General features: G+C 69.3%; 18 protein-coding genes and 3 pseudogenes. 10 read left to right on the top strand and 11 right to left on the bottom strand.

Features of this window, described 5'->3' with window-relative positions; genetic code table 11:
* Window positions 1–14 precede the first annotated feature (14 nt).
* The 6 genes from ABZ565_RS31970 to ABZ565_RS31945 form a co-directional block, all read right to left on the bottom strand.
* Window positions 15–1481, bottom strand: coding sequence for a right-handed parallel beta-helix repeat-containing protein (locus ABZ565_RS31970; protein ID WP_361034777.1), 1467 nt, complete (start codon window positions 1479–1481; stop codon window positions 15–17).
* Window positions 1482–1799: 318 nt separating this feature from the next.
* Window positions 1800–2087, bottom strand: coding sequence for a hypothetical protein (locus tag ABZ565_RS31965; protein WP_361034709.1), 288 nt, complete (start codon window positions 2085–2087; stop codon window positions 1800–1802).
* A 439-nt stretch (window positions 2088–2526) separates the two neighbouring features.
* Window positions 2527–3843: a haloacid dehalogenase-like hydrolase gene (locus ABZ565_RS31960; protein ID WP_361034706.1), complete on the bottom strand. Its 1317-nt coding sequence runs from the start codon at window positions 3841–3843 to the stop codon at window positions 2527–2529.
* A gap of 286 nt (window positions 3844–4129) precedes the next feature.
* Window positions 4130–4915, bottom strand: coding sequence for a 3-oxoacyl-ACP reductase (locus ABZ565_RS31955; protein WP_361034704.1), 786 nt, complete (start codon window positions 4913–4915; stop codon window positions 4130–4132).
* Between the two features lie 5 nt (window positions 4916–4920).
* Entirely contained in the window at window positions 4921–6324 is a 1404-nt protein-coding gene (locus ABZ565_RS31950; RefSeq protein ID WP_361034701.1) for an aldehyde dehydrogenase family protein, read from the bottom strand.
* 38 nt (window positions 6325–6362) lie between these two features.
* The gene (locus ABZ565_RS31945) at window positions 6363–7727 is read right to left on the bottom strand and encodes a glutamine synthetase family protein (RefSeq protein WP_361034698.1); all 1365 of its coding nucleotides are present in this window, start codon (window positions 7725–7727) and stop codon (window positions 6363–6365) included.
* Between the two features lie 125 nt (window positions 7728–7852).
* Between ABZ565_RS31945 and ABZ565_RS31940 the strand changes: the two genes are divergently transcribed.
* The 3 genes from ABZ565_RS31940 (at window position 7853) to ABZ565_RS31930 (ending at window position 11111) form a co-directional block, all read left to right on the top strand.
* The gene (locus ABZ565_RS31940; RefSeq protein WP_361034774.1) at window positions 7853–8599 is read left to right on the top strand and encodes an FCD domain-containing protein; all 747 of its coding nucleotides are present in this window, start codon (window positions 7853–7855) and stop codon (window positions 8597–8599) included.
* A gap of 203 nt (window positions 8600–8802) precedes the next feature.
* Entirely contained in the window at window positions 8803–10260 is a 1458-nt protein-coding gene (eat, locus tag ABZ565_RS31935) for an ethanolamine permease (RefSeq protein WP_361034695.1), read from the top strand.
* A gap of 104 nt (window positions 10261–10364) precedes the next feature.
* Complete coding sequence (locus tag ABZ565_RS31930) at window positions 10365–11111, top strand: gamma-glutamyl-gamma-aminobutyrate hydrolase family protein (protein WP_361034692.1); 747 nt, start codon at window positions 10365–10367, stop codon at window positions 11109–11111.
* Window positions 11112–11120: 9 nt separating this feature from the next.
* Here the strand turns inward: ABZ565_RS31930 and ABZ565_RS31925 are convergent.
* The 4 genes and pseudogenes from ABZ565_RS31925 to ABZ565_RS31910 form a co-directional block, all read right to left on the bottom strand.
* Window positions 11121–11939: pseudogene (locus tag ABZ565_RS31925) on the bottom strand (IS5 family transposase).
* Between the two features lie 250 nt (window positions 11940–12189).
* Window positions 12190–12357 carry an SDR family oxidoreductase gene (locus tag ABZ565_RS31920; protein ID WP_361034689.1) on the bottom strand — a complete coding sequence of 56 codons (168 nt, stop codon included), beginning with the start codon at window positions 12355–12357 and terminating at the stop codon, window positions 12190–12192.
* A 13-nt stretch (window positions 12358–12370) separates the two neighbouring features.
* A complete protein-coding gene (locus ABZ565_RS31915; RefSeq protein ID WP_361034686.1) occupies window positions 12371–13150 on the bottom strand; it encodes a glucose 1-dehydrogenase in 780 nt (259 codons plus the stop codon).
* A 38-nt stretch (window positions 13151–13188) separates the two neighbouring features.
* Window positions 13189–13992 (bottom strand): SDR family NAD(P)-dependent oxidoreductase, encoded by an 804-nt coding sequence (locus ABZ565_RS31910; RefSeq protein WP_361034683.1) that lies wholly within the window; start codon window positions 13990–13992, stop codon window positions 13189–13191.
* Window positions 13993–14167: 175 nt separating this feature from the next.
* Here ABZ565_RS31910 and ABZ565_RS31905 point away from each other — a divergent pair, with 175 nt between their 5' ends.
* Window positions 14168–14827: a TetR family transcriptional regulator gene (locus tag ABZ565_RS31905; protein WP_361034680.1), complete on the top strand. Its 660-nt coding sequence runs from the start codon at window positions 14168–14170 to the stop codon at window positions 14825–14827.
* Window positions 14828–16033: 1206 nt separating this feature from the next.
* On the opposite strand, the gene ABZ565_RS31900 is transcribed toward ABZ565_RS31905, so the two are convergent.
* Complete coding sequence (locus ABZ565_RS31900) at window positions 16034–16426, bottom strand: hypothetical protein (protein WP_361034677.1); 393 nt, start codon at window positions 16424–16426, stop codon at window positions 16034–16036.
* A 178-nt stretch (window positions 16427–16604) separates the two neighbouring features.
* Between ABZ565_RS31900 and ABZ565_RS31895 the strand changes: the two are divergent.
* The 6 genes and pseudogenes from ABZ565_RS31895 to ABZ565_RS31870 all read left to right on the top strand — a co-directional run bounded on the left by ABZ565_RS31895 (window position 16605) and on the right by ABZ565_RS31870 (window position 19530).
* Window positions 16605–17374 (top strand): annotated as a pseudogene (locus ABZ565_RS31895) (transposase family protein).
* Window positions 17371–17550: a hypothetical protein gene (locus ABZ565_RS31890; protein ID WP_361034674.1), complete on the top strand. Its 180-nt coding sequence runs from the start codon at window positions 17371–17373 to the stop codon at window positions 17548–17550. Before ABZ565_RS31895 ends, ABZ565_RS31890 begins: the two are co-directional and overlap by 4 nt.
* A gap of 42 nt (window positions 17551–17592) precedes the next feature.
* Window positions 17593–18180: an SMI1/KNR4 family protein gene (locus ABZ565_RS31885; protein WP_361034771.1), complete on the top strand. Its 588-nt coding sequence runs from the start codon at window positions 17593–17595 to the stop codon at window positions 18178–18180.
* A 136-nt stretch (window positions 18181–18316) separates the two neighbouring features.
* Window positions 18317–18886 (top strand): suppressor of fused domain protein, encoded by a 570-nt coding sequence (locus ABZ565_RS31880; RefSeq protein ID WP_361034671.1) that lies wholly within the window; start codon window positions 18317–18319, stop codon window positions 18884–18886.
* A 60-nt stretch (window positions 18887–18946) separates the two neighbouring features.
* A pseudogene (locus ABZ565_RS31875) lies at window positions 18947–19120 on the top strand (IS5/IS1182 family transposase); the annotation flags it as partial.
* A gap of 11 nt (window positions 19121–19131) precedes the next feature.
* Window positions 19132–19530: a hypothetical protein gene (locus ABZ565_RS31870; RefSeq protein ID WP_361034668.1), complete on the top strand. Its 399-nt coding sequence runs from the start codon at window positions 19132–19134 to the stop codon at window positions 19528–19530.
* The last annotated feature ends 289 nt before the right edge of the window (window positions 19531–19819 follow it).

The raw sequence follows: 19819 nt of genomic DNA, 5'->3' as shown, positions 1-19819 counted from the left end.
GTATCGGCCGTTGGCTACAGACCCGGGCCCTGGTAGGCGCCACGGTTGGGCTTGGTGGTCGACGAGACCGCGTTGCCCCAGTAGTCGCGGCCACCGTTGTCGGTGACGACGGCACCGTTGCCGAGGGCGGGCGAGGTGGACTTGAGCTTGTAGCCGTCGACCTCGTGGATCGAGCTGCCGCCGGTGCCGGGGGCGACGAACTGCGGGTCTCCGGCGATGCCGTTGGAGGTGGGCCGGGGCACGCCCTGGAAGACGTTCCAGTACCACTGGATACCGGACTTGGCGGGCAACTGGGAGTCGGACGTACCGACGAAGATGTTGTTCTCGACGACACTCGTGCCGGGGAGTGTGACGTTGAACTTCTTGTCCGTGCAGTAGAGGACGTTGTTGTACATGTGCAGCGCCGACCGGCCCGCGCTGTTGCTGCTCATACGGCAGTCGTTCTCGGAGATGTTGTAGCGGATGACCTGCTTGGCGCCGCCGATCGTGCCGCAGCCGTCGCAGTCGAGGAAGAAGCCGCCGATGTTGTCACGGCTGTAGTTGTACTGGATCGTGCAGTAGCCGGTATTCCCCCAGTCGCAGTCGAACGCCTGGCTGTCGGCGGCGGACATCTTGGTGGTGTCATACACGGCGTTCTTCTGGATGGTCGGGTTGTGGTCGCCGAGCACCCAGATCCCGGCGAAGTTGCCGCCCGAGAAGGGGTAGGCGCCGTTGCCGATGCCGGACGCGTCGTTGTACTGGATCATCGGGGAGTCGGCGTAGCTGACGATGACGCCGTCACCGCCGACGTCCTTGACGGTGTTGTACTCCACGAGGACGCCGTTGCCCTTGGTGGCCATGGATCCGGTACGGATCTTCAGGCCGCCGCCACCGGTGTTGCTCACGGTGTTGTGGTGCACGTGTACGTCGTTGAGCGTGGAGTTCGCCCCGGAGGCGCCGGTGACGACGCTTCCCGACTGGACGTAGTCCTCGGTGACCGAACCGGTCTTGTTGGTCTGGCCGGCCACACGCTCGATAACCAAGTTGCCCACGTCGAACCCGGTGTGGGCCTTGCCGTCGGTGGCGGAGATCCGCAGGCCGGTGCGCCGGGCGAGGGAGCCGGCCGGGTTGGTGATCCTGAGGTGACTGATCGTCCAGTGGTCCTGGTCGGTCAGCGAGACGGCGTCCGCGGCTCCGTCGCCGTTCAGGACCGGCAGTTCGCCCGAGCCGTAGCGAGTGAGGGTGATGGGCTGACTCGCGGTGCCGCTGCCCTTGGGGGCGAGCGCGCCCTTGCAGGTGGTGTCGGACGCGAAGGCGAGGGTGTCGCCGGCCGCGTAAGTCTTGCCGTTGGCCTGGGCGATGCTGTTGAAGGGGCTGGCCTCGGTGCCGGTCCCCGCGATGGATCGCGAGCAGTCGACGTAAGTGCTGGAGCCGGCCGCAAGGGCCGACTGGCCGGGCATGACAGCGGTGCCGACGAGGGCGACGGACACGGCGAAGAGCACACGACTGGCTCTGATGCTCATGCGAGAACCTCCTGGGTGGGTGGCCCGAAAGTAGAGGTCACGATTGATCAGGTCAAGAGATTCGCTCAACACTATGACCTATTGATCGAATGATCGATTCGAGGGAGTGAACGATGCATGAACGCTCAAGGCGCGGCCGGTTGTCGGCCCGTTCCGGACGCCACGGGCTGTCAGGCGGAGCGGGCCCGGACACCGATCCATGGCGCAGAGGCTCGCTTCGCGAAGTTCGACGACCGGAAGTCGAGTACATCCGACGCGGTCAGGGCGTCCGAAGAGCCGCCGCCCGGGTGGAGCGCCTCACGGAAAGCAACCGGCCCCGTCTCGCCGGCCGTCATCCCCTCGCGCGTCGCCGTCTCGAAGATCGCCGCGTCGCTCACACCAGTCGTGGACGGCCGCCGTGTAGTCCGGGCGGTCCATCGGGCGCCGGTCGCGGCTGGGGTCCTCGACCTCCACCACGCGGTACGGGCCCTGCGCGTGCTCCTCGATCATCCGGTGGCGCAGGCCGGTCAGGGACGCCTTGTGGGGACCCTTGCCCACGATGAAGAGGGCGTCGGCACGCCGGATCGGCCGCTGTTCCGTACTCATGCGGACAGTCTTCCGAGAACCTTTCCCCGGGCCCGGCCCGGTCCCGCCCATGGGACACACCCGGTCACCGGATCAGGCAGCAGTCACCGCCCTTCGAGCCGGCACACCCTCGAAGCTGCCGAACGGGACCTCTCCGCCGCTGCCGGCTTGAACGCCCTGCCGATCTGACCTGCCCATCACGTGAACCGCACCACCTGACATCGCCCACGGGGCGCATCCGACCGTTCCTGCTCGGGGGCGAGGCGCTCGATGACCAGCAGCCTGCGTCGGACTTGATCCAGAAGGAGATGTGCTCGAAGCCGGGAATGGATCACCGAAGAGCCGAGCAGCTACCAGCTCCTGATGAGCGGATGGCGTTACATGGTGCCTACATCGGGACTGGGTCGCTGGGGGGCGCCGGTGGCGGCCACGGTCGGCGCGCATCCTTGCGTGACACGGGTCAGCGAGCGTAGACGGTGTCGTGCTGGTCGGGGATCACGCTGCCGTCGTTTCGGTGCACCGGCCCCGCGGTCCCGTTGGATGCGATGTAGCCCTCGGTGGCGCACGGGTAGGCGCCTTGCTTGCGGTCTTTCGGCCCGATGAACATGGGGTTGACCAGCCACTTGCCGTCCGCGTCATCGTACGAGCGGCACATCAGCTCGGTCTTGTTGCGGTTCAGGGCCAGCCGCAGCCCTGTCGCGTCTCGCAGCATCGACACATCGGTGTCGGAGTCCCCCGCCGCGAACACCGGTCGCTGGGTGTGCGGTTGTACTCTCGACGCGGCCGCGCCCCGGACGTCGAAGATCTCCTTGTTGATCCAGCAGCGCTTGCCGTCGATGTACGTGATCTGCGTGTCGTCGCCCGTACGCGCGGTGCCGCAGCCGCAGAGGTGTGAGGTGTAGCGGCCCCGTTCGGTGGTGGACCGGATCCCGATCACGTTCCCCGGTGCGATGTCGGCTCCCTGGGCCCAGACTTCGACGACGGGCTGCGGTGATGCTGAGACGATCCACACGTCGAAGCCGGCCCGGCGCAGGGTGTGGATCAGGTCGCGTTGCTGGTCGTAGTAGCGGACGTAACCGGTGGCGTCCGTGGTGCTGCCGACGTTCTGTGTGGCCCCGAGCGGTGCCGCGAGGTTCTCGGTGCGGGCCGCCGCCGCGAAGGAGCGCACCTGCGCGGTCGTCCAGCCGTGTGTCAGCTGCGCCAGCCAGGCGTACGAGGGCTCCATGGTGCGCCGGTCGTGCCCGGCGAAGGCGGCATCGCCGGAGGTGGTCGCCGCCTCGCCGTAGACGGACAGGATCTCGTCGGCGCAGGCCGTGTCTGTCGCGGTCGGCAGGGTGCGGTCCCGTCCGGTGCCGGCCGGGCAGGCGGCGCGCAGTGCTCTCGCGGCGGCGGTGGTGAGGTAGCGGCTGGTGGTGCGCCAGTCGCCGTGGTCGGGTTCGTGTATCCGGGAGTTGCGCAGCAGCCAGTACATGGTGGCGTCGCCGATGTCGTTCTTGATGACGGTGTTGTCCCAGTCGAGCACCGCGACGGGCTTGTTGCGGTCGTGGTGCCGTTGCGGGGCGCACGTGCCGTAGCGGTCGATGAGTTGCTGGATGCGTGCCTGGTTGTTTCCGTACCAGCCTTCGGAGACGGTCAGCCGGGGACAGGAGCGGTCCGGTCCGTGACGGTCGTGGGCCCCGGCGGGCTGGGTCGCAGTGGTGAGGGCCGTCGCCAGGGCGAGCGCGGTGACGGAGAGGCGTACCGCAGGCGGGCGGGAGAGGCGAGAGGGAACAGGCACGTTGGTGGACCTCCTCGGTCTGGACGATCGTCGTGGAGCTCAGGGGCAGTCCGGCGGATCGTGGCCGGGTCCACCGCAGCTGACAGGCACCTCGCCGTGGTGCCGGAACGTCCTGACAGCTCGGCTGTCCAGGCGCTCCGGCACCTTGCGGGGGCACCGCACCGGTACGGCGTCCTCGTCGGCGCCGTTGGCCGCCCGGTGAATGGGCGGCGCGGCCGCCGGCCCGGCTGTGGCGGCCGGTTCGGTCGCCGTGGCGGTGTCCCGCCGGGCTTTGTGCCGGTCGGCTTTACAGAGGCGTGACGTACGCGCCGGAGATTCCGCCGTCGACCAGGAAGTCGGTGGCGTTGACGAAGGACGAGTCGTCGCTCGCGAGGAAGGCGACGGCGGCCGCCATCTCGGTGGGCTCGGCGAACCGGCCGAGCGGGATGTGCACCAGCCGGCGCGCGGCCCGCTCGGGGTCCTTGGCGAACAGTTCCTGGAGCAGCGGGGTGTTGACCGGCCCCGGGCACAGGGCGTTGACGCGGATGCCTTCCCGGGCGAACTGCACTCCCAGTTCCCGTGACATGGCCAGGACGCCGCCCTTGGACGCGGTGTACGAGATCTGCGAGGTCGCCGCCCCCATCCGGGCCACGAAGGACGCGGTGTTGATGATGGAGCCCCTGCCCTGGCGGCGCATGTATGGGATGGCGGCCTTGCAGCACAGGTAGACGGAGGTGAGGTTGACGTCCTGCACCCGGCGCCAGGCGTCGAGGCCGGTCTCCAGGATCGAGTCGTCGTCGGGCGGCGAGATTCCCGCGTTGTTGAAAGCGATGTCGACCGAGCCGTACGTGTCGAACGCGGCCTTGAAAAGCGCCTCGACCTGGTCGGAGTCGGTGACGTCGGTGCGTACGAAGAGTCCTGCGACTTCTTCGGCGGCGGCCTTGCCGTGCTCCTCGTCCACGTCTGCGCAGACGACGTGGGCGCCCTCGGCAGCCAGCCGCCGCACGGTGGCGAGGCCGATGCCGCTGCCGGCTCCGGTGATGACGGCGGTGCGGCCGACCAAGCGGCGGCAGACAGGGGTGGTGTCGGTCATGGTGTTCAGGCCTCCGTGCTGATGAAGACGTTCTTGGTTTCGGTGAAAGCGGTGAGGGCGTCCGGGCCCAGTTCGCGGCCCAGGCCGGACTGTTTGAATCCGCCGAACGGGGTGAAGTACCGGACGCTGGAGTGCGAGTTGACCGAGAGGTTCCCGGCCCGCAGGCCCTGGCTGACCCGTAGCGCGCGGCCCACGTCACGGGTCCAGACGGAGCCGGCCAGACCGTATTGCGTGGCGTTCGCCAGGCGTACGGCGTCCGCTTCGTCGTCGAAGGGAAGCACCACGGCGACCGGGCCGAAGACCTCGTCGACGGCCACCGGCGCGTCCGGCGACACCCCGGCGAGGACTGTCGGCGGGTACCAGAACCCGGGCCCGTCGGGGGCGGAGCCGAGGAGGGTGATGGCTCCCGCCGTCTCGCGGTGCTCGGCCGCACCGTCCACGAAGCCGCGTACCCGGTCGCGCTGGACGGCCGAGATCAGGGGCCCCATCTGAGTCTTCTCGTCCGACGGGTCCCCCACCACGACGGCGGCGAGCGCTGGGGCGAGCAGGTCGAGGAAGCGGTCGTACACGGAGCGTTCGACTAGGATGCGGGTGCGTGCGCAGCAGTCTTGGCCCGCATTGTCCAGGAAGGACATCGGGGTGCTCGCGGCAGCGGCCTCCAGATCGGCGTCGGCGAAGACGACGTTGGGGCTCTTGCCGCCCAGTTCCAGGGTGAGGCGCTTCACGCGTTCGGCGCACCGGGTCATGATCTGCTTGCCGGTCCGGGTCGAGCCAGTGAACACGATCTTGGCCACGCCCGGGTGCTCCACCAGGGCGTTGCCCGCGACCGGTCCCTCGCCGGGCAGTACCTGGAACAGTCCCTCGGGCAGCCCGGCCGCGAGTGCCAGTTCGGCGAGGCGCAGTGCGGTCAGCGGTGTCGTCTCGGCGGGCTTGAGCAGCACGGCGTTGCCGGCGGCGAGCGCGGGTGCCAGGCCCCATGCGGCGATCGGCATCGGGAAGTTCCACGGGGCGATGATCCCGATCACGCCGAGGGGTTCCAGGACGGTGAAGTCGATGCCGCCCGCGACCGGGATCTGCCGGCCCAAGAGGCGTTCGGCTCCGCCGGCGCTGTAGTCGAGGAGGTCGCGCACGTTGCCCGCCTCCCAGCGGGCGTTGCCCAGGGTGTGTCCGGCCTCGCGGACCTCCAGCCGGGCCAGTTCCTCGACGTGGTCGTCGACGACGGCGGCGAAGCGGCGCAGCAGCCGGGCGCGGTCGGCGGGGGCCGCCGCTGCCCAGCCGGGCTGGGCCGCGGTGGCCCGGGTGACGGCTGCGTCGACGTCGCCTGCGGTGGCGGCCGGCACGGTGGCGACGACCTCGGCCGTCGCCGGGTTCAGGACATCCAGGGTGTGCGGTGCGGACTGGTGTGACACGTACGGGCCTCGATCGGGAGTGGGGGCGGGGTGGGAGGTCACAGGCGTTCGAAGGACCGGCGCAGTTCCCAGTCGGTCACGGCGGCGTCGTACGCGGCGAGTTCGACACGTGCCATGTTCAGGTAGTGCGCCACGACCTCCTCGCCGAACGCCTCCTTTGCGATGGGGCTGGCCTCCCACAGGTCCGCCGCCTCGCGCAGGGTGGTCGGCACCTGCTCGTACTCCGAGGTGTAGGCGTTGCCCGTACAGGACTGGGGGAGGCGCAGCTTGTGTCCCACGCCGTACAGTCCGGCGGCGACCAGGCCGGCGGTGGCGAGGTACGGGTTGACGTCGCCGCCGGGCAGCCTGTTCTCGAACCGGCGTGACCGGCCGTGGCCGACCACGCGCAGGGCGCAGGTGCGGTTGTCGTGGCCCCAGGCGACGGCCGTCGGAGCGAAGGAACCGGGCTGGAACCGCTTGTAGGAGTTGATGTTGGGTGCGTACAGCAATGAGAAGTCGCGCAGTGCGGCGAGCTGACCGGCCAGGAAGTGACTCATCAGCTCCGACATGCCTTCGGGGCCGTCGCCCGCCATCGCGTTGTCACCGTTCTCGTCGGTGAGCGAGAGATGGATGTGGCAGGAGTTGCCCTCGCGCTCGTCGTACTTCGCCATGAAGGTGAGCGAGACACCCTCCTGTGCGGCGATCTCCTTGGCACCTGTTTTGTAGATGGCGTGCTGGTCGCAGGTGACGAGCGCCTCGTCGTAGCGGAAGGCGATCTCGTGCTGGCCGAGGTTGCACTCGCCCTTGGCCGACTCGACGGTCAGCCCGGCGGCCTGCATCTCGTTGCGGATGCGGCGCAGCAGGGGCTCGACCCGGCCGGTGCCGAGGATGGAGTAGTCGATGTTGTACTGGTTGGCGGGGGTAAGCCCGCGGTAGTCGCGGTCCCACGCCTCCTCGTAGCTGTCCTTGAAGACGATGAACTCCAACTCGGTACCGACCTGTGCGGTGTAGCCGAGGGAGGCCAGCCGGTCCAGCTGGCGGCGCAGCACCTGGCGCGGTGCGGCGACGACCGGCCGGCCGTCGTTCCACGCGAGATCCGCGACCAGCAGCGCGGTGCCCTCGTGCCAGGGCAGCAGTCGCAGGGTCGCCAGGTCGGGGTGCATGGCGAAGTCGCCGTAGCCGTGTTCCCAGGAGGACATAGCGTAGCCGTCGACCGTGTTCATGTCGGTGTCCACGGCGAGGAGGTAGTTACAGCCCTCGGTACCGTGCTCCAGCACCTCGTCGAGGAAGAATCCGGCGGCGAACCGCTTGCCCTGGAGTCTGCCCTGCATGTCGGGAAAGGCCAGAACGACGGTGTCGATCGAACCGCTCGCCACGAGGGAGCGAAGCTCCTCGACGGCCAGCGGGGGTGTGCGGTCTGCCACGGGATTCCTCCTTGGGTGCACCGGAAGCCATAAGGTATGGCAGAGAACCATTGCTTGGGAAGGGGAAACATCCAGTGGCGAGCAAGAACCCGACCGGCGCCGGCCCGGTAGCCGGGGAGGCGGACGTGGGGGTGCCGGATGCGAGTGCCGCGGAAGAGGCCCCGGCGGACCGGCTGACGCCCGTACTGCGCCCCGTACGCGCCGGAAACGGATTTGAGGAGGCACTGGAGCAGACCCTGCAACTGTTGCGTCTCGGCCTCGTCCCGCCCGGCGAACGACTGCCCTCCGAGCGCGACCTGTCCCACCGCATGCGGATCAGCCGGGTGACCCTGCGCGAGGTCCTCAAGGTGCTCCAGGACCAAGGCATGGTGGAGAGCCGGCGGGGCCGCTACGGCGGTACGTTCGTCCTGCCGCGCGCCGCCGTTCCGGCGGGCGAGCAGGAGCTGCGGCGCCGGGTGGCTGCCGTCGACGTGGAGGACACCCTGCGCTTCCGCGAGGTGCTGGAGGTCGGCGCCGCCGGGCTCTGCGCGCACGGCCTCGAACCCGACGGCGCCGCCCGGCTGCGTTCGGCCCTGGACGCGACGCAGGACGCCCGGTTCGACGACTACCGCCGCCAGGACACCCTGCTCCACCTCACCCTCGCCGAGCTCTCCGGCTCCCGCTCGCTGGCCGCCCAGTACGCCGGCGTGCGCGCGACCCTGAACGACCTCCTGGACTGCATTCCGCTGCTGGTGCGCAACCTGGAACACTCGCAGCAGCAGCACACAGCCCTTGTGGAAGCGGTCCTCGACCGGGACGCGGAGGCGGCGTCGGAGGTCATGCGCGAACACTGCTGCGGCACGGCCGCACTGCTGCGCGGCTTCCTGGCATGACGCGTGGCACGACACGGGCGCCCGCGCACCGCGGTGACCTCCGCCCATCACGCACGAGGGTCCGACCCGTAACCACTGTTTAACGTACGCCCCTTGTATTTCCTCGGACGATCCACAAAGGTGTGGCGACGAACCTTTGATGTAGGCCCCTCTTGCCTCTCACCCCTCGACGCTGCGCCGTCGACACACCTTCGGAGCGCCCCATGGCCCAGGGAACCGACACACACGCCCACCCACCAGGCGACGCGAGCGGGACGGACGCGTACCTGCACCGCCGTACGCTGCGTCGGGGCAGCGCGGGCTGGCTCCTGCTCACCGGACTCGGCGTCGCCTACGTTGTCTCCGGCGACTACTCCGGCTGGAACATCGGACTCTCCAAGGGCGGCTTCGGCGGCCTGGCGGCGGCCACCGTCCTGATGGGAGTGATGTACGCCTGTCTGGTCTTCGCTCTGGCCGAGCTCTCCGCCATCCTGCCCACCGCGGGCGGCGGTTACGGCTTCGCGCGACGCGCGCTCGGCACCTGGGGCGGATTCCTGACCGGCACGGCGATCCTCATCGAGTACATCATCGCCCCCGCCGCCATCGCCCTGTTCATCGGTGACTACGTCGAATCGCTCGGCCTGTTCGGCCTGACCTCCGGCTGGCCCGTCTACCTCGCCTGCTTCGTGATCTTCATCGGCATCCACCTGTGGGGCGTCGGCGAGGCGCTGCGGTTCAGCCTGGTGGTGACGGCGATCGCCGTCGCCGCACTGCTGGTCTTCGCCGTAGGCGCGCTCACCGATTTCGACGCGAACCGTCTCAACGACATCCCGGTGGACACCGGCGCGGTCGGCTCATCCTCCTGGCTGCCCTTCGGCCTGCTCGGCATCTGGGCCGCCTTCCCCTTCGGCATGTGGTTCTTCCTCGGCGTCGAGGGCGTGCCGCTGGCCGCCGAGGAGGCCAAGGACCCGGTCCGCTCCATGCCGAAGGCGCTGGCCATCGCGCTCACCGTGCTCGTCGGCCTCGCGGTCCTCACCTTCCTCGCCGCCACCGGCGCCCAGGGCGCAAAGGCCATCCAGGAAGCGGGCAACCCCCTGGTCGTGGCGTTGGAGGGCAAGGGCGGCCACACCGGGCTGAGCCGGTTCGTCAACTACGCCGGCCTGGCCGGTCTGGTGGCGTCCTTCTTCTCGCTCATCTTCGCCGGTTCCCGCCAGCTCTTCGCCCTGTCCCGGGCCGGCTATCTGCCGCGCTTCCTCTCCCTCACCAACCGGCGCAAGTCCCCCTACCTCGGCCTGCTGATCCCCGGCGCGATCGGCTTCACGCTGGCCGCCTGGGTCGGCAACGGCGGCCGGATGCTCAACGTCGCCGTCTTCGGCGCCACGATCAGCTACGCCCTGATGGCGCTGTCCCACATCGTGCTGCGCCGCCGCGAGCCCGCCCTGGAACGCCCGTACCGCACCCCCGGCGGCGCGGTCACCTCGTCCGTCGCCTTCGTGCTGGCATGCTCGGCACTGGTGGCCACCTTCCTGGTGGACCGCGACGCGGCATTCATCGCACTCGGCGTGTACGTGGTGGCGTTGGCGTACTTCGCCTTCTACAGCCGCCACCACCTCGTGGCGGGCGCCCCGGAAGAGGAGTTCGCCGCGCTCGCCGCGGCGGAGGCCGAACTGTCCAGGGACTGAATGCAGCCCCGCCCCCGAACCCGGGCCCCCTGCCGCACCGTATGCGGCGGGGGGCAGCACCACGACCGCAGCGAATCCGGACGACGAAGACGTGAGGAGGGCCCATGAGCCGGCCCGTCATCGGCATCAGCACCTACCAGGACCCGGCCCGCTGGGGCGTATGGGAGATGCAGTCGGTCCTGCTGCCCGCCGCCTACCCCCGCCTGGTCAGGGCGTCCGGCGGCCTCGCGGTCATGCTGCCGCCGGACGACACCGCCGATGCGGCCCGGGAGACCGTCGCCGCACTGGACGCGGTGGTCATCGCGGGTGGCGCCGACGTCGAGCCCGCCCGCTACGGCACCGTACCCGACCCCCGCACCGGACCACCCGCCCGCGAACGCGACACCTGGGAGCTTGCCCTGATCCACGCCGCGATCGAGGAACACGTACCGCTGCTGGGCATCTGCCGGGGCATGCAACTGCTCAACGTCGCCCTCGGCGGCACCCTGCACCAGCACCTCGACGGCCACACCGGCGGCCACGGCGTCTTCGGCGACCATCCGGTGACACCCGTACCCGGCACCGCGTACGCAACGGCCGTCCCGGAGCCCATCGTCGTACCCGCCTACCACCACCAGGCCGTCGACCGCCTGGGCACGGGCCTGACGGCCAGCGCCCACGCACCCGACGGCACGGTGGAAGCCCTCGAACTCACAGGTCACGACAGCCTGGTGCTGGGCGTCCAGTGGCACCCCGAGATGGGCACGGACACACGCGTGATGACCGCTCTGGTACGGGCGGTGGCCCGGCGCCGCACGACGCGCGCTAACGCGGCGCCCCGCTCGCGGCCGCCGTCCCGCGCGACTCGCTAAGAAGCCATCTCATTTGGCGAGCCTGCGGTAGCAGATGGGGGTGCGGGCGATGCTGGTGAAGGCTAGGAAGTGGTCGGCCTTGCGTTCGTAGCGCCGGTGGAGTCGTCGGCAGCCGGCGAGCCAGGACATGGTGCGTTCGACGGTCCAGCGGTGACGGCCCAGCCGCTGCGAGGACTCGACTCCCTTGCGCGCGATGCGGCGGGTGATGCCACGCTCGCGTCATCACCCGCCGCAGGTGGGCCTATTCGTAGCCCTTCTGGGCGTGGACCTTGCCGGGCTTGCGTCGACGAGGTCCTCGACGGGAGCGGATCGGCGGGATCCCCTTCACGAGCGGGATCAGGGCCTGGCTGTCGTGCAGGTTGGCCCCGCGAATGCCGACGGATATGGGCAGACCGGTTCGTTCGTTGATCAGGTGGATCTTCGAGCCGTACTTACCCCGGTCGGCAGGATTCGGACCTGTCAGGTCCCCCTTTTCAGGGCCCGCACATTCACCGAGTCGATCGCACATCGCGACCAGTCCAGCTCGCCGCGGGCACCGAGTTCGTCGAGGACCAGGCGGTGCAGCTTGGCCCATACCCGAGCCTTCGACCACTCCGAGAACCGCCGGTGGGCGGTCGCTCCCGACGGGCCGAACGACGCCGAAGGCGGCTGCGGCCAGGTACAACCCGACGTAGCCACGAAGCCGATCGCGGCCAACACCTCCCGGTCGCCGTGCCGACGCCGCCCACCACCCTGCGGACGCGACGGCGCCTCCGGCACCACCCGCTGGAACAACTCCCCCAACTCATCCGGCACCAGCCGCTCAACGATCCCCACCAGGACGCACAGAATACCGAAGCATCCAAATGGGATTGCGAACCAGCGGCTGGGTCCAGGCTCTTGGTCCTCGTCCTGGTCGTGGCGCTCGGGACGATGGTGAGTGTCTGGGCCAGCTGTAAGGCAACGAGAGCACGCCGCTTGCACCGGTCGCAGAAGGTGGGGTGGCTCTCCGCCGGAGTTCCCCAGTCCGTGGCCTGGGTCGCCTTCCAGCGTTCGTCGGTGAACTTCGCCGAACAGCGCGCACACGCCGGGCGCACGTTCAGTGGGTGGTGTAGCCACCGTCGACGGGCAGGGCGGCACCGATCACGAAGCTGGCGCCGGGGCTGCACAGCCACAGGGCGGCGGCGACTTCCTCGGCCTGGCCGAAGCGCCCGATGGGCTGGTCGCTCGTGATCGCGGCCATGGCGTCGGCCTGGCCCTTTAGCATGTCGGCGACCAGCTCACTGCCCCATGACGTACGCGACGGTCGGGCCCGTGGTCCAGCCGCCGTCGACTGCGAGTTCAGCCCCGGTGACATAGGACGCGGCGTCCGAGAGCAGGAAGAGGACCGCGCCTGCGATCTCGTCGGCCTCGCCGACCCGGCCCATCGGCGTATTGGGGTACTTGCCCTCGCCCCGCTCGATGCCGGTGGCCGCGGTCATCGGGGTGTATGTCATCCCCGGGTGCACGGAGTTCACGCGGATGCGGGCGGTGCCCAGCTCCACGGCGCCGATCTTCGTGAGCCCGCGGACACCCCACTTGGAGGCGCCGTAACCGGCCGTGAGGGCGAGGCCCATCATGCCCGCCGCGGACGAGATGTTGACTATCGATCCGCCGCCGGCCTCCTTCAGTGCGGGAATCACGGTCTTCATGCCGATGAAGACGCCCGTGAGGTTGATGTCGAGCACCTTGCGGAAGTACTCGACGGACTCGGACTCCAGCAGGCTGCCGGTCGAGATGCCGGCGTTGTTCACCAGGCCGTGCAGCACCCCGAACTCGGCGACGGCGAAGTCGGCGACCCGCCGCCACTCCTCCTGCGAGGTCACGTCGTGGTGCAGGAAGCGGGCGCGGTCGCCGAGTTCGCGGGCCGTACGCTCCCCGTCCTCGTCCAGGACGTCAGCGATCAGGACGTGGGCCCCGGCGGCCACCGCCTGCCGGGCTGTCTCCGCGCCCAGGCCCCGGGCGCCGCCGGTGATGATCAGGTTCTTGCCGGTCAGGTCGTGGTGGGGGGACTCGTACATGGTGTGCTCCATTCCAGGGGCCGGTGGGGTCGCGGGGATCAGAAGTGGGTGCCGCCGTCGACGCGGACCTCGGTGCCGGTGATGAACCGGCCGTCTTCCGACGCCAGCATCGCGACAACCGACGCCACCGTCTCCGGACCGGCGAATCCCTGGCCGAGCGCCGGGGAGAGCTTCGCGAACAGGCTCATGTCGGCGTCCTCAGGCAGGCCCGGGCCGACGCTCTGGCCGCTGGCCCCGCTGCCGTCCGTCATGCCCGAGGAGATGGAGCCGGGCTGCACGGCGGTGAAGCGGATGCCGCGGCTCGCGTATTCGGAGGCCAGCGCGTGGGTCATCGACTGGATGCCGCCCTTGCTCGCGGCGTAGGCCGCCATATAGGGGTGCGCGAAAGCCGCCGAGGTCGAGCTGAAGTTGACGACGGCCGCGCCCTCGCCCTCCAGGAGCGCCGGGATCGCCTCACGGATCACCAAGAACGTGCCGACGAGGTTCACCGTCAGGACACGGGTGAAGTCCGCCAGGCTGGTCTCCTCGGTATGCGAGGAGCGCAGGATGCCGGCCGCGTTGACGAGGACGTCCAGCCCGCCGAGAGCGTCGGTCGCGGCCCGGACGCCCTCACGCACCGATGTCTCGTCCGCGATGTCGACGACGAGCGTGGTGAGCCGGTCCGCGTGGCCCCCGGCCTTCTCCAGGGTGTCCTTCAGGCCCGACTCGCTGACGTCCACCGCAACGACGGTGCCGCCCTCAGCGAGCAGGCGCAGCACGGTGGCCTGGCCTATGCCCGAGCCACCACCGGTGACCAGGGCGCGACGGCCGTCGTAGCGGAGGGAACGGTTCTCGTAACTCATGTGTGCTCTCCTACTCGGCCCGCCGACGACGTCGGCCAGGCCCTTTTCGGCGCCTGTCTCGGCCTGTCCTGGCCGTCGGCGCCCTTGCCTTCCACGTCACCGTACGCCTGGGTGGCACGTTTTGCCAGTACGTCACGACGTGCCTCCGGGTGGTCGCAGGCCGTACGCTTCTGGGGTGAGTACCAAGCCACCGCCCCCGTCGCTGACCGAACGCCGCAAGGCCGCCACACAGCTCGACATCGCGCATGCAGCGGCCGAGCTCTTCGCCACCCTGGGCCCGGAGGCCACGACGGCGGAGGAGATCGCCCGGCGGGCAGGGGTCGCGCTGCGGACCTTCTACCGGTACTTCCGCTCCAAGCAGGACGCCGTCGGCCCACTGCTCACGGTCGGCGCCGACGAGTGGCGCGCGCTGCTGGCCGAGACGCCGCCGGGCACCGCGCTGGGACCGGCTCTGCGCGACGCGGTCGAACAGGCGCTGGCCACACCGGACCCCCTGGCCACGGAGGCGCTCCTGCGCACACGGGGCCTGCTGCGCGCCGCGGCGGACGATCCCGCACTGCGCGCCGTCTGGTACCGCGTGAACCAGGAGTCGGAGGAGTTGCTCGTCCCAGTCATCGCCCGGCTGACGGACGACCGCCGCGACCCGTTGGACGTGCGCCTGGTCGCCGCCGCGGCCACCGATGCCATCCGGATCGCCCTGGAGATCTGGTCCGGCACCGAGGCGGCGACCGAGGGCCCCGGCTCCCCCGCCGACCTGGCGGTGCACTGCCTGCGGCGCCTCCTGGGCGGCACGGTCACGGCGGAGGACGAGGACGACGCCGCCCAGCGGCACTGATCAGGGCAGGCGGGGCGGGCAGGGCCCGGTCACGACCTCCCAGGGCGGCTGCCGCCCCGCATGTGCCCTCGCTGCGGCAAAGGGCGGAGTCCGTTCTACCGGGCTGCGATCGGCGCCGGAAGAGCGAGGGGCGGGAGGCCCCGGACCAGGTCGCGCACCTCATGGGGCCGGTCGCGCAGCGGCGTGCTTCGACCCAGCACCTGCTGTCCAAGCGGCCGGCCACGCAGTTCGCGCACGTGGCGCTCGAAGACCTGCGGGTGAAGAACATGACCCGCACCGCGCGCGGCACCGTTGAGGGGCCGGGGCGGAACGTCGCGGCGAAGGCGGGGCCGAACCGGGCGATCCTGGATGTGGGGTTCGGGGAGATCCGGCGTCAGGTCGAGTACAAGGCGAAGTGGCACGGCGTAACCGTCACCGCGGTCGACCCCGCCCAACCCCGTGAGAGCCGCAGGAGCGGATGGGGCGCGCCGTATGGTCCGGGTGACGGGCCGCGGGGAGGTGACGAAGCGTGCCCGGGTTACCGGACGGCGATCGGGACGACGGTGGCTGCGGGGACGGCCGCGCCGCACGGGGCGAGGGTGAGCGGGGCAACCGTCCGCGGGCGACGGTGCGCGAGGTAGGCCAATGCACCAAGGACCAGAACGGCAACAGGCACCAGGAGCGGCACGACGAGCAGGGCCAGCGAGAACATGGTGGATCTCCGGATTCAAGCGGGGTGGAACGCCCCGGCCGGGCGATGACCACACCACGCGATGGCCGAGGGCCAGCGATGCAACCCTCGGAGCCGAGCAGCGGCCCACGCCCTCGCAACCCCTCGTTCGAGAACGACGGGCGCTGGCCCGAACCCCGTCACCATCACCCTCACCCCATTGGCCCCCCCCGCCCGGACGCGGCGCCAGAGCCTGTCACCCCCGCACACTGCCCAGTTGCACGGCGCTCTCGTCAGTGGCGTGCGTGGCGAGGGAGACGGGTGCGCGCCGCGCATTCGTTGAGGCCGAGGCGAACGCCGGTGCGCACGCCTGTATGTACATGCCATTACATCTGCAGGTGGTGACTCCCTGGTCCGGTCCCGTCAGTCCCGCGAAGCTGATCCCTCGCCCACTGACCTGGTAGTTCTTCGCACGGGTGCTCGGCGTTGGGCTAAAGCTCCCAGGCACCCGTAACGGGGGCACTTCAGGGGCGCGGTCATCCCAGAAGGCTGCTCGGTCAGCGACGCCGGCCCCCGCCGATGCGGCGGTCGTCGGCCAGTGCGGTAAGAGGGCCGAACTCGCAGGCAAGCTGGTTCCACGTCAGCACCTCGCCACAGCGGGCCGGGAACTCCTTCGGGTTGAACTCGGGCATGGTCCAGGTGCCAGTACCCCGGTCCCGCAGCCACAGGTCCCCGTCACCGTCGACCACAGTCGGCGGGACCGGCACGGGCTCGGCCTGATCGGTGGGCTCCCAGGTGATCCGGCCCGGGTGGGAAACGCGGCGCAGCTCGGTGGTGGCCAGCCGAGCGGCCAAGTCACGGGTGGACTCTTCGGCGTCCTTGACCGACGTGAGTCGGAATGCGTCGTCAAGTACGGGCAGGGCTGGATTCTTGCTGCGCTTTGAACTCATACGCTGACTACCTCCGGCGGGGGGGGCATCACATCTGTTATGGCGCCCCGTAGAGGAACACGGTATCCGAGGCGGGAGCCGGGCCGGCTACGACCACTGTCCAGGTGGAGGCGCCGGCACACCGGGCGGTGGGGCTAAAGGGTGTTGTAGAAGGCTGAGTTCCGGGCATTTTGCCTGTATGGGTGGGGCGTTGAGGGCTGAGCCGTTGTGGGTGGAGACGTTCACCGGCTTGCGGATGGACCGGTTCGCGAAGCTGGTGAAGGCGGTACGCGAACGGGGCGGGAACGGGCCCAGCGGTGGCCGGCCGTGGTGTCTGCCGCTACCGGACCGGGTGCTGCTGGTGGCCGTGTACTACCGCACGAACCTCACGATGCGGCAGCTCGCGCCGCTGTTCGGCATCTCGCCGGCGACGGTGTGCCGGGTCATCCAGAGGCTTCGTCCGCTGCTGGCGCTCGAGCGGGCTCCGCGGCCGGTGGCGGACACCGAGCGGCTGTGGATCGTGGACGGCACCCTCATTCCGGTCCGTGACCGCAAGGTCGGTGTCTCGTCCCGCAACTACCGCTTCTCGGCGAACGTGCAGGTCATCATCGACGCGGACACCCGCCTGGTCATCGCGGCGGCCCGGCCGGCGCCAGGTAACAAGGCCGACGCGCATGTCTGGCGGGAGTCGGGCCTGCCCGCTCTGGCGGCGGGCATGACAGTCATCGCGGACGGCGCCTACCTCGGCACCGGCCTGATCGTCCCGCACCGCGAGAGAGCCGGCCGCCCCTCCTGCGCGGGCAGGAGGAGGACAACGCCGAGCACCGAAGGGTGCGAGCCCGTGTCGAGCACACCTTCGCCCGGATGAAGAACTGGAAAGTCCTGCGCGACTGCCGCCAGAAAGGAGACGGCCTTCACCACGCGGTCCAGGCCGTCGCCACCATGCACAACCTCGCCATGACACGGTGAAACAGCAGGTCAGCCACCACTCCGACCTGCCCAAACCCGACCTTCTGCAACACCCTTTAGCAGCCGCTCGCCGTGCCTGCACCGAGGCCGTCAGCCCTTATTACGACGAGACCCTGCAGGAAGGGACGCGAGCCGGCTTCGCGCTCCTGCGGGCACAGGTTCTCCTGGCCAGCTGACCACAGCCACCCATAAGGTGACGGGGACGAGAGAAGAGCATGATGGATCCCCGCATACCCCGCCTGCGTCGCAAGCTGGCCGCGATCCCTTTCCAACCACAGCGCAGCCACTCCTTCGGAGAAGAGCAACACAAGTTCCGCCTCGGTCCGAAGCTGGCAGAAGCACGCATCGCTGCGTTCGAGGCCGAGCACGACATCGCCCTGCCCGACGCCTACCGGCAGTTCCTCACGCACATCGGCGGCTCAGGCGCGGCGCCGTTCTATGGCCTCATGCCGCTGGAGCGGTGTTCCCTGCTGGTCATGAACCCGCGGGAGGAACCGGGGGCACCCCGCGGATTCGGCGACGCAGAACCCAGGGGTTACGAACGCGACCTCTTCCTCCACGTCATCGAAATGGGCTGCACGGACGTCTGTGTCATCGCGGTGACCGGTCCCCTCACCGGCCGCGTCCTCATCGGCAACAGCGACGGATTTTGGGGCCCCAACGCCTCCTCCGCCACCGACTTCCTCGACTGGTACGAACGCTGGCTCAACCACATGAGTGCCGGACGCGACAACCGGACCCTCGAACTCACCTCACCCCAACTTCGTGCCCATCCAAACCGCCATCGCATGACCCCGAAGATCTGACTCTCCGTAACCAGTCCACGGAAAGTGAGCCAGAACCGTCTCGGGTTCTGGCTCAACTTCTGTGGACTTGTTGCGGAGCGTTACTGGTGACGGCCCCGGTGGCGTGCACCGGAGAGCGATCGTGCAAGCTCGACACATGGCCAGTCGCGTTGAGAAGTACCTCGCCCACCTTGATCGACTTTCCGGAGGAAGGGAGCCCCGTTTCTTCCCTGTCGAGTCGACCAAGCAGGGGCTGCGGGGTGTGACGGAGATCGTTTACGACGACCTGCCGGACGGGCTGCTCACCACGCTTACTTACGGCTTGTCGCTGGCAGAACATCCGGATTGGCAGCACGGCTCGCCGGAACTCTGCCTCAGCGTGAACTCGACCAACGTGATCTGGGCCCACGCGGTGGGCTTCCTTGCCGAGCAGCTCCGCGGGACCTGCCCATTCAGCTATGGCAGCACCATCAACTTCGGTGAGCGAATCGTGCCCGAGTCGGAGATGACGGCATTCTGCGTGTTCGCGCCGCTGGTCCTCGACGGAGCCGACTACCTGGGCATCGACGTTGGCGTTCCAGGACACGAGGGTCACGACGTGATCAACATCCAGGGGATGTACCCCATCCACGAGGTGGAGCGGCAGTTCATCAACGAGCACGGGCTTGAAGCCTTCTGGATGAGCGGGTGGGAGCCCACTGACGTGCTGCGTAGCCCCGCGATCTGATTTGGATGCCTTGATGGGCGACATCACGCGAGCAGCACTCGTTTGCGTAGATGTGGGAACCCACCACGGTGGGTCGTCGAACAGACCGACGGAATCTTGATACTGCACCGGCGCCTGGTCCGCGACTACGAGCACCGCCCGTCCTCGTCCGTCTCCCGCGCCTACTGGGCCATGACCCATGTCATGGCCCGCCGTCGCACCGACGCGAACACCCCTACGTGGCGCGACCCGTAGACGGCGGCCGCGTGAACATCCAGCCCCTGCTCGAGGCACTCAGCATCCAGGAGGACGCCGCCCGGGCCCTGGCCGACGACCTCCCCACGCAGATCGGCAAACTGCAGACCCGCCTACGGGAGGCCGAAACCCGTCTCGAGCACCTCGCGATCACTCGGAAGACCGTCACCGGCCTCACCGACCTGCTCCCAGCCGGCCCGCCGGACCTGCCCGAGCACCCGGACTACCCCCGCATCCTCGCCGTCTTCAACGACACGACCGGACCGCTGCAGGCCAAGGACGTCTGCGAATCCCTCGACCACGAACTGCTGCCGAAGAACATCGAAGGCACCCGGGCCAAGCTGAAACACCTGGTCAAGCTCGGCATCCTCACCGAAGCCGACACTGGCATCTTCACCAGGAAGCAGTAGCCGACACCAGCAGCCTTGGCCCAGCCTCGCCCAGAAGCGGACATCAATCCACGAACCTCCTCTCGGGTATCTGTTCTCGGAGTGCAAGGGCACCGGCAGGGGGAGGACGGGCTCGAGTACAGCCTCCTGCCGAGGGCTGCTTGAACCGAGAAGAGCTTTGCGCTGATCGCCCGGATGGGTGCGAGGTCGTGCTCCACAATGTCTCCCTGTGACGAGCACCTGGATGACCACGGCCATTGCGATTGTCGGCACGCTGCTGGGCAGCGCACTGACGGCGTTTGTAACCGCT

It is taken from the genome of Streptomyces sp. NPDC016469 (assembly GCF_040632905.1).
Classification (GTDB): Bacteria; Actinomycetota; Actinomycetes; order Streptomycetales; family Streptomycetaceae; genus Streptomyces.
This window is presented reverse-complemented; position numbering and strand designations above follow the sequence as displayed.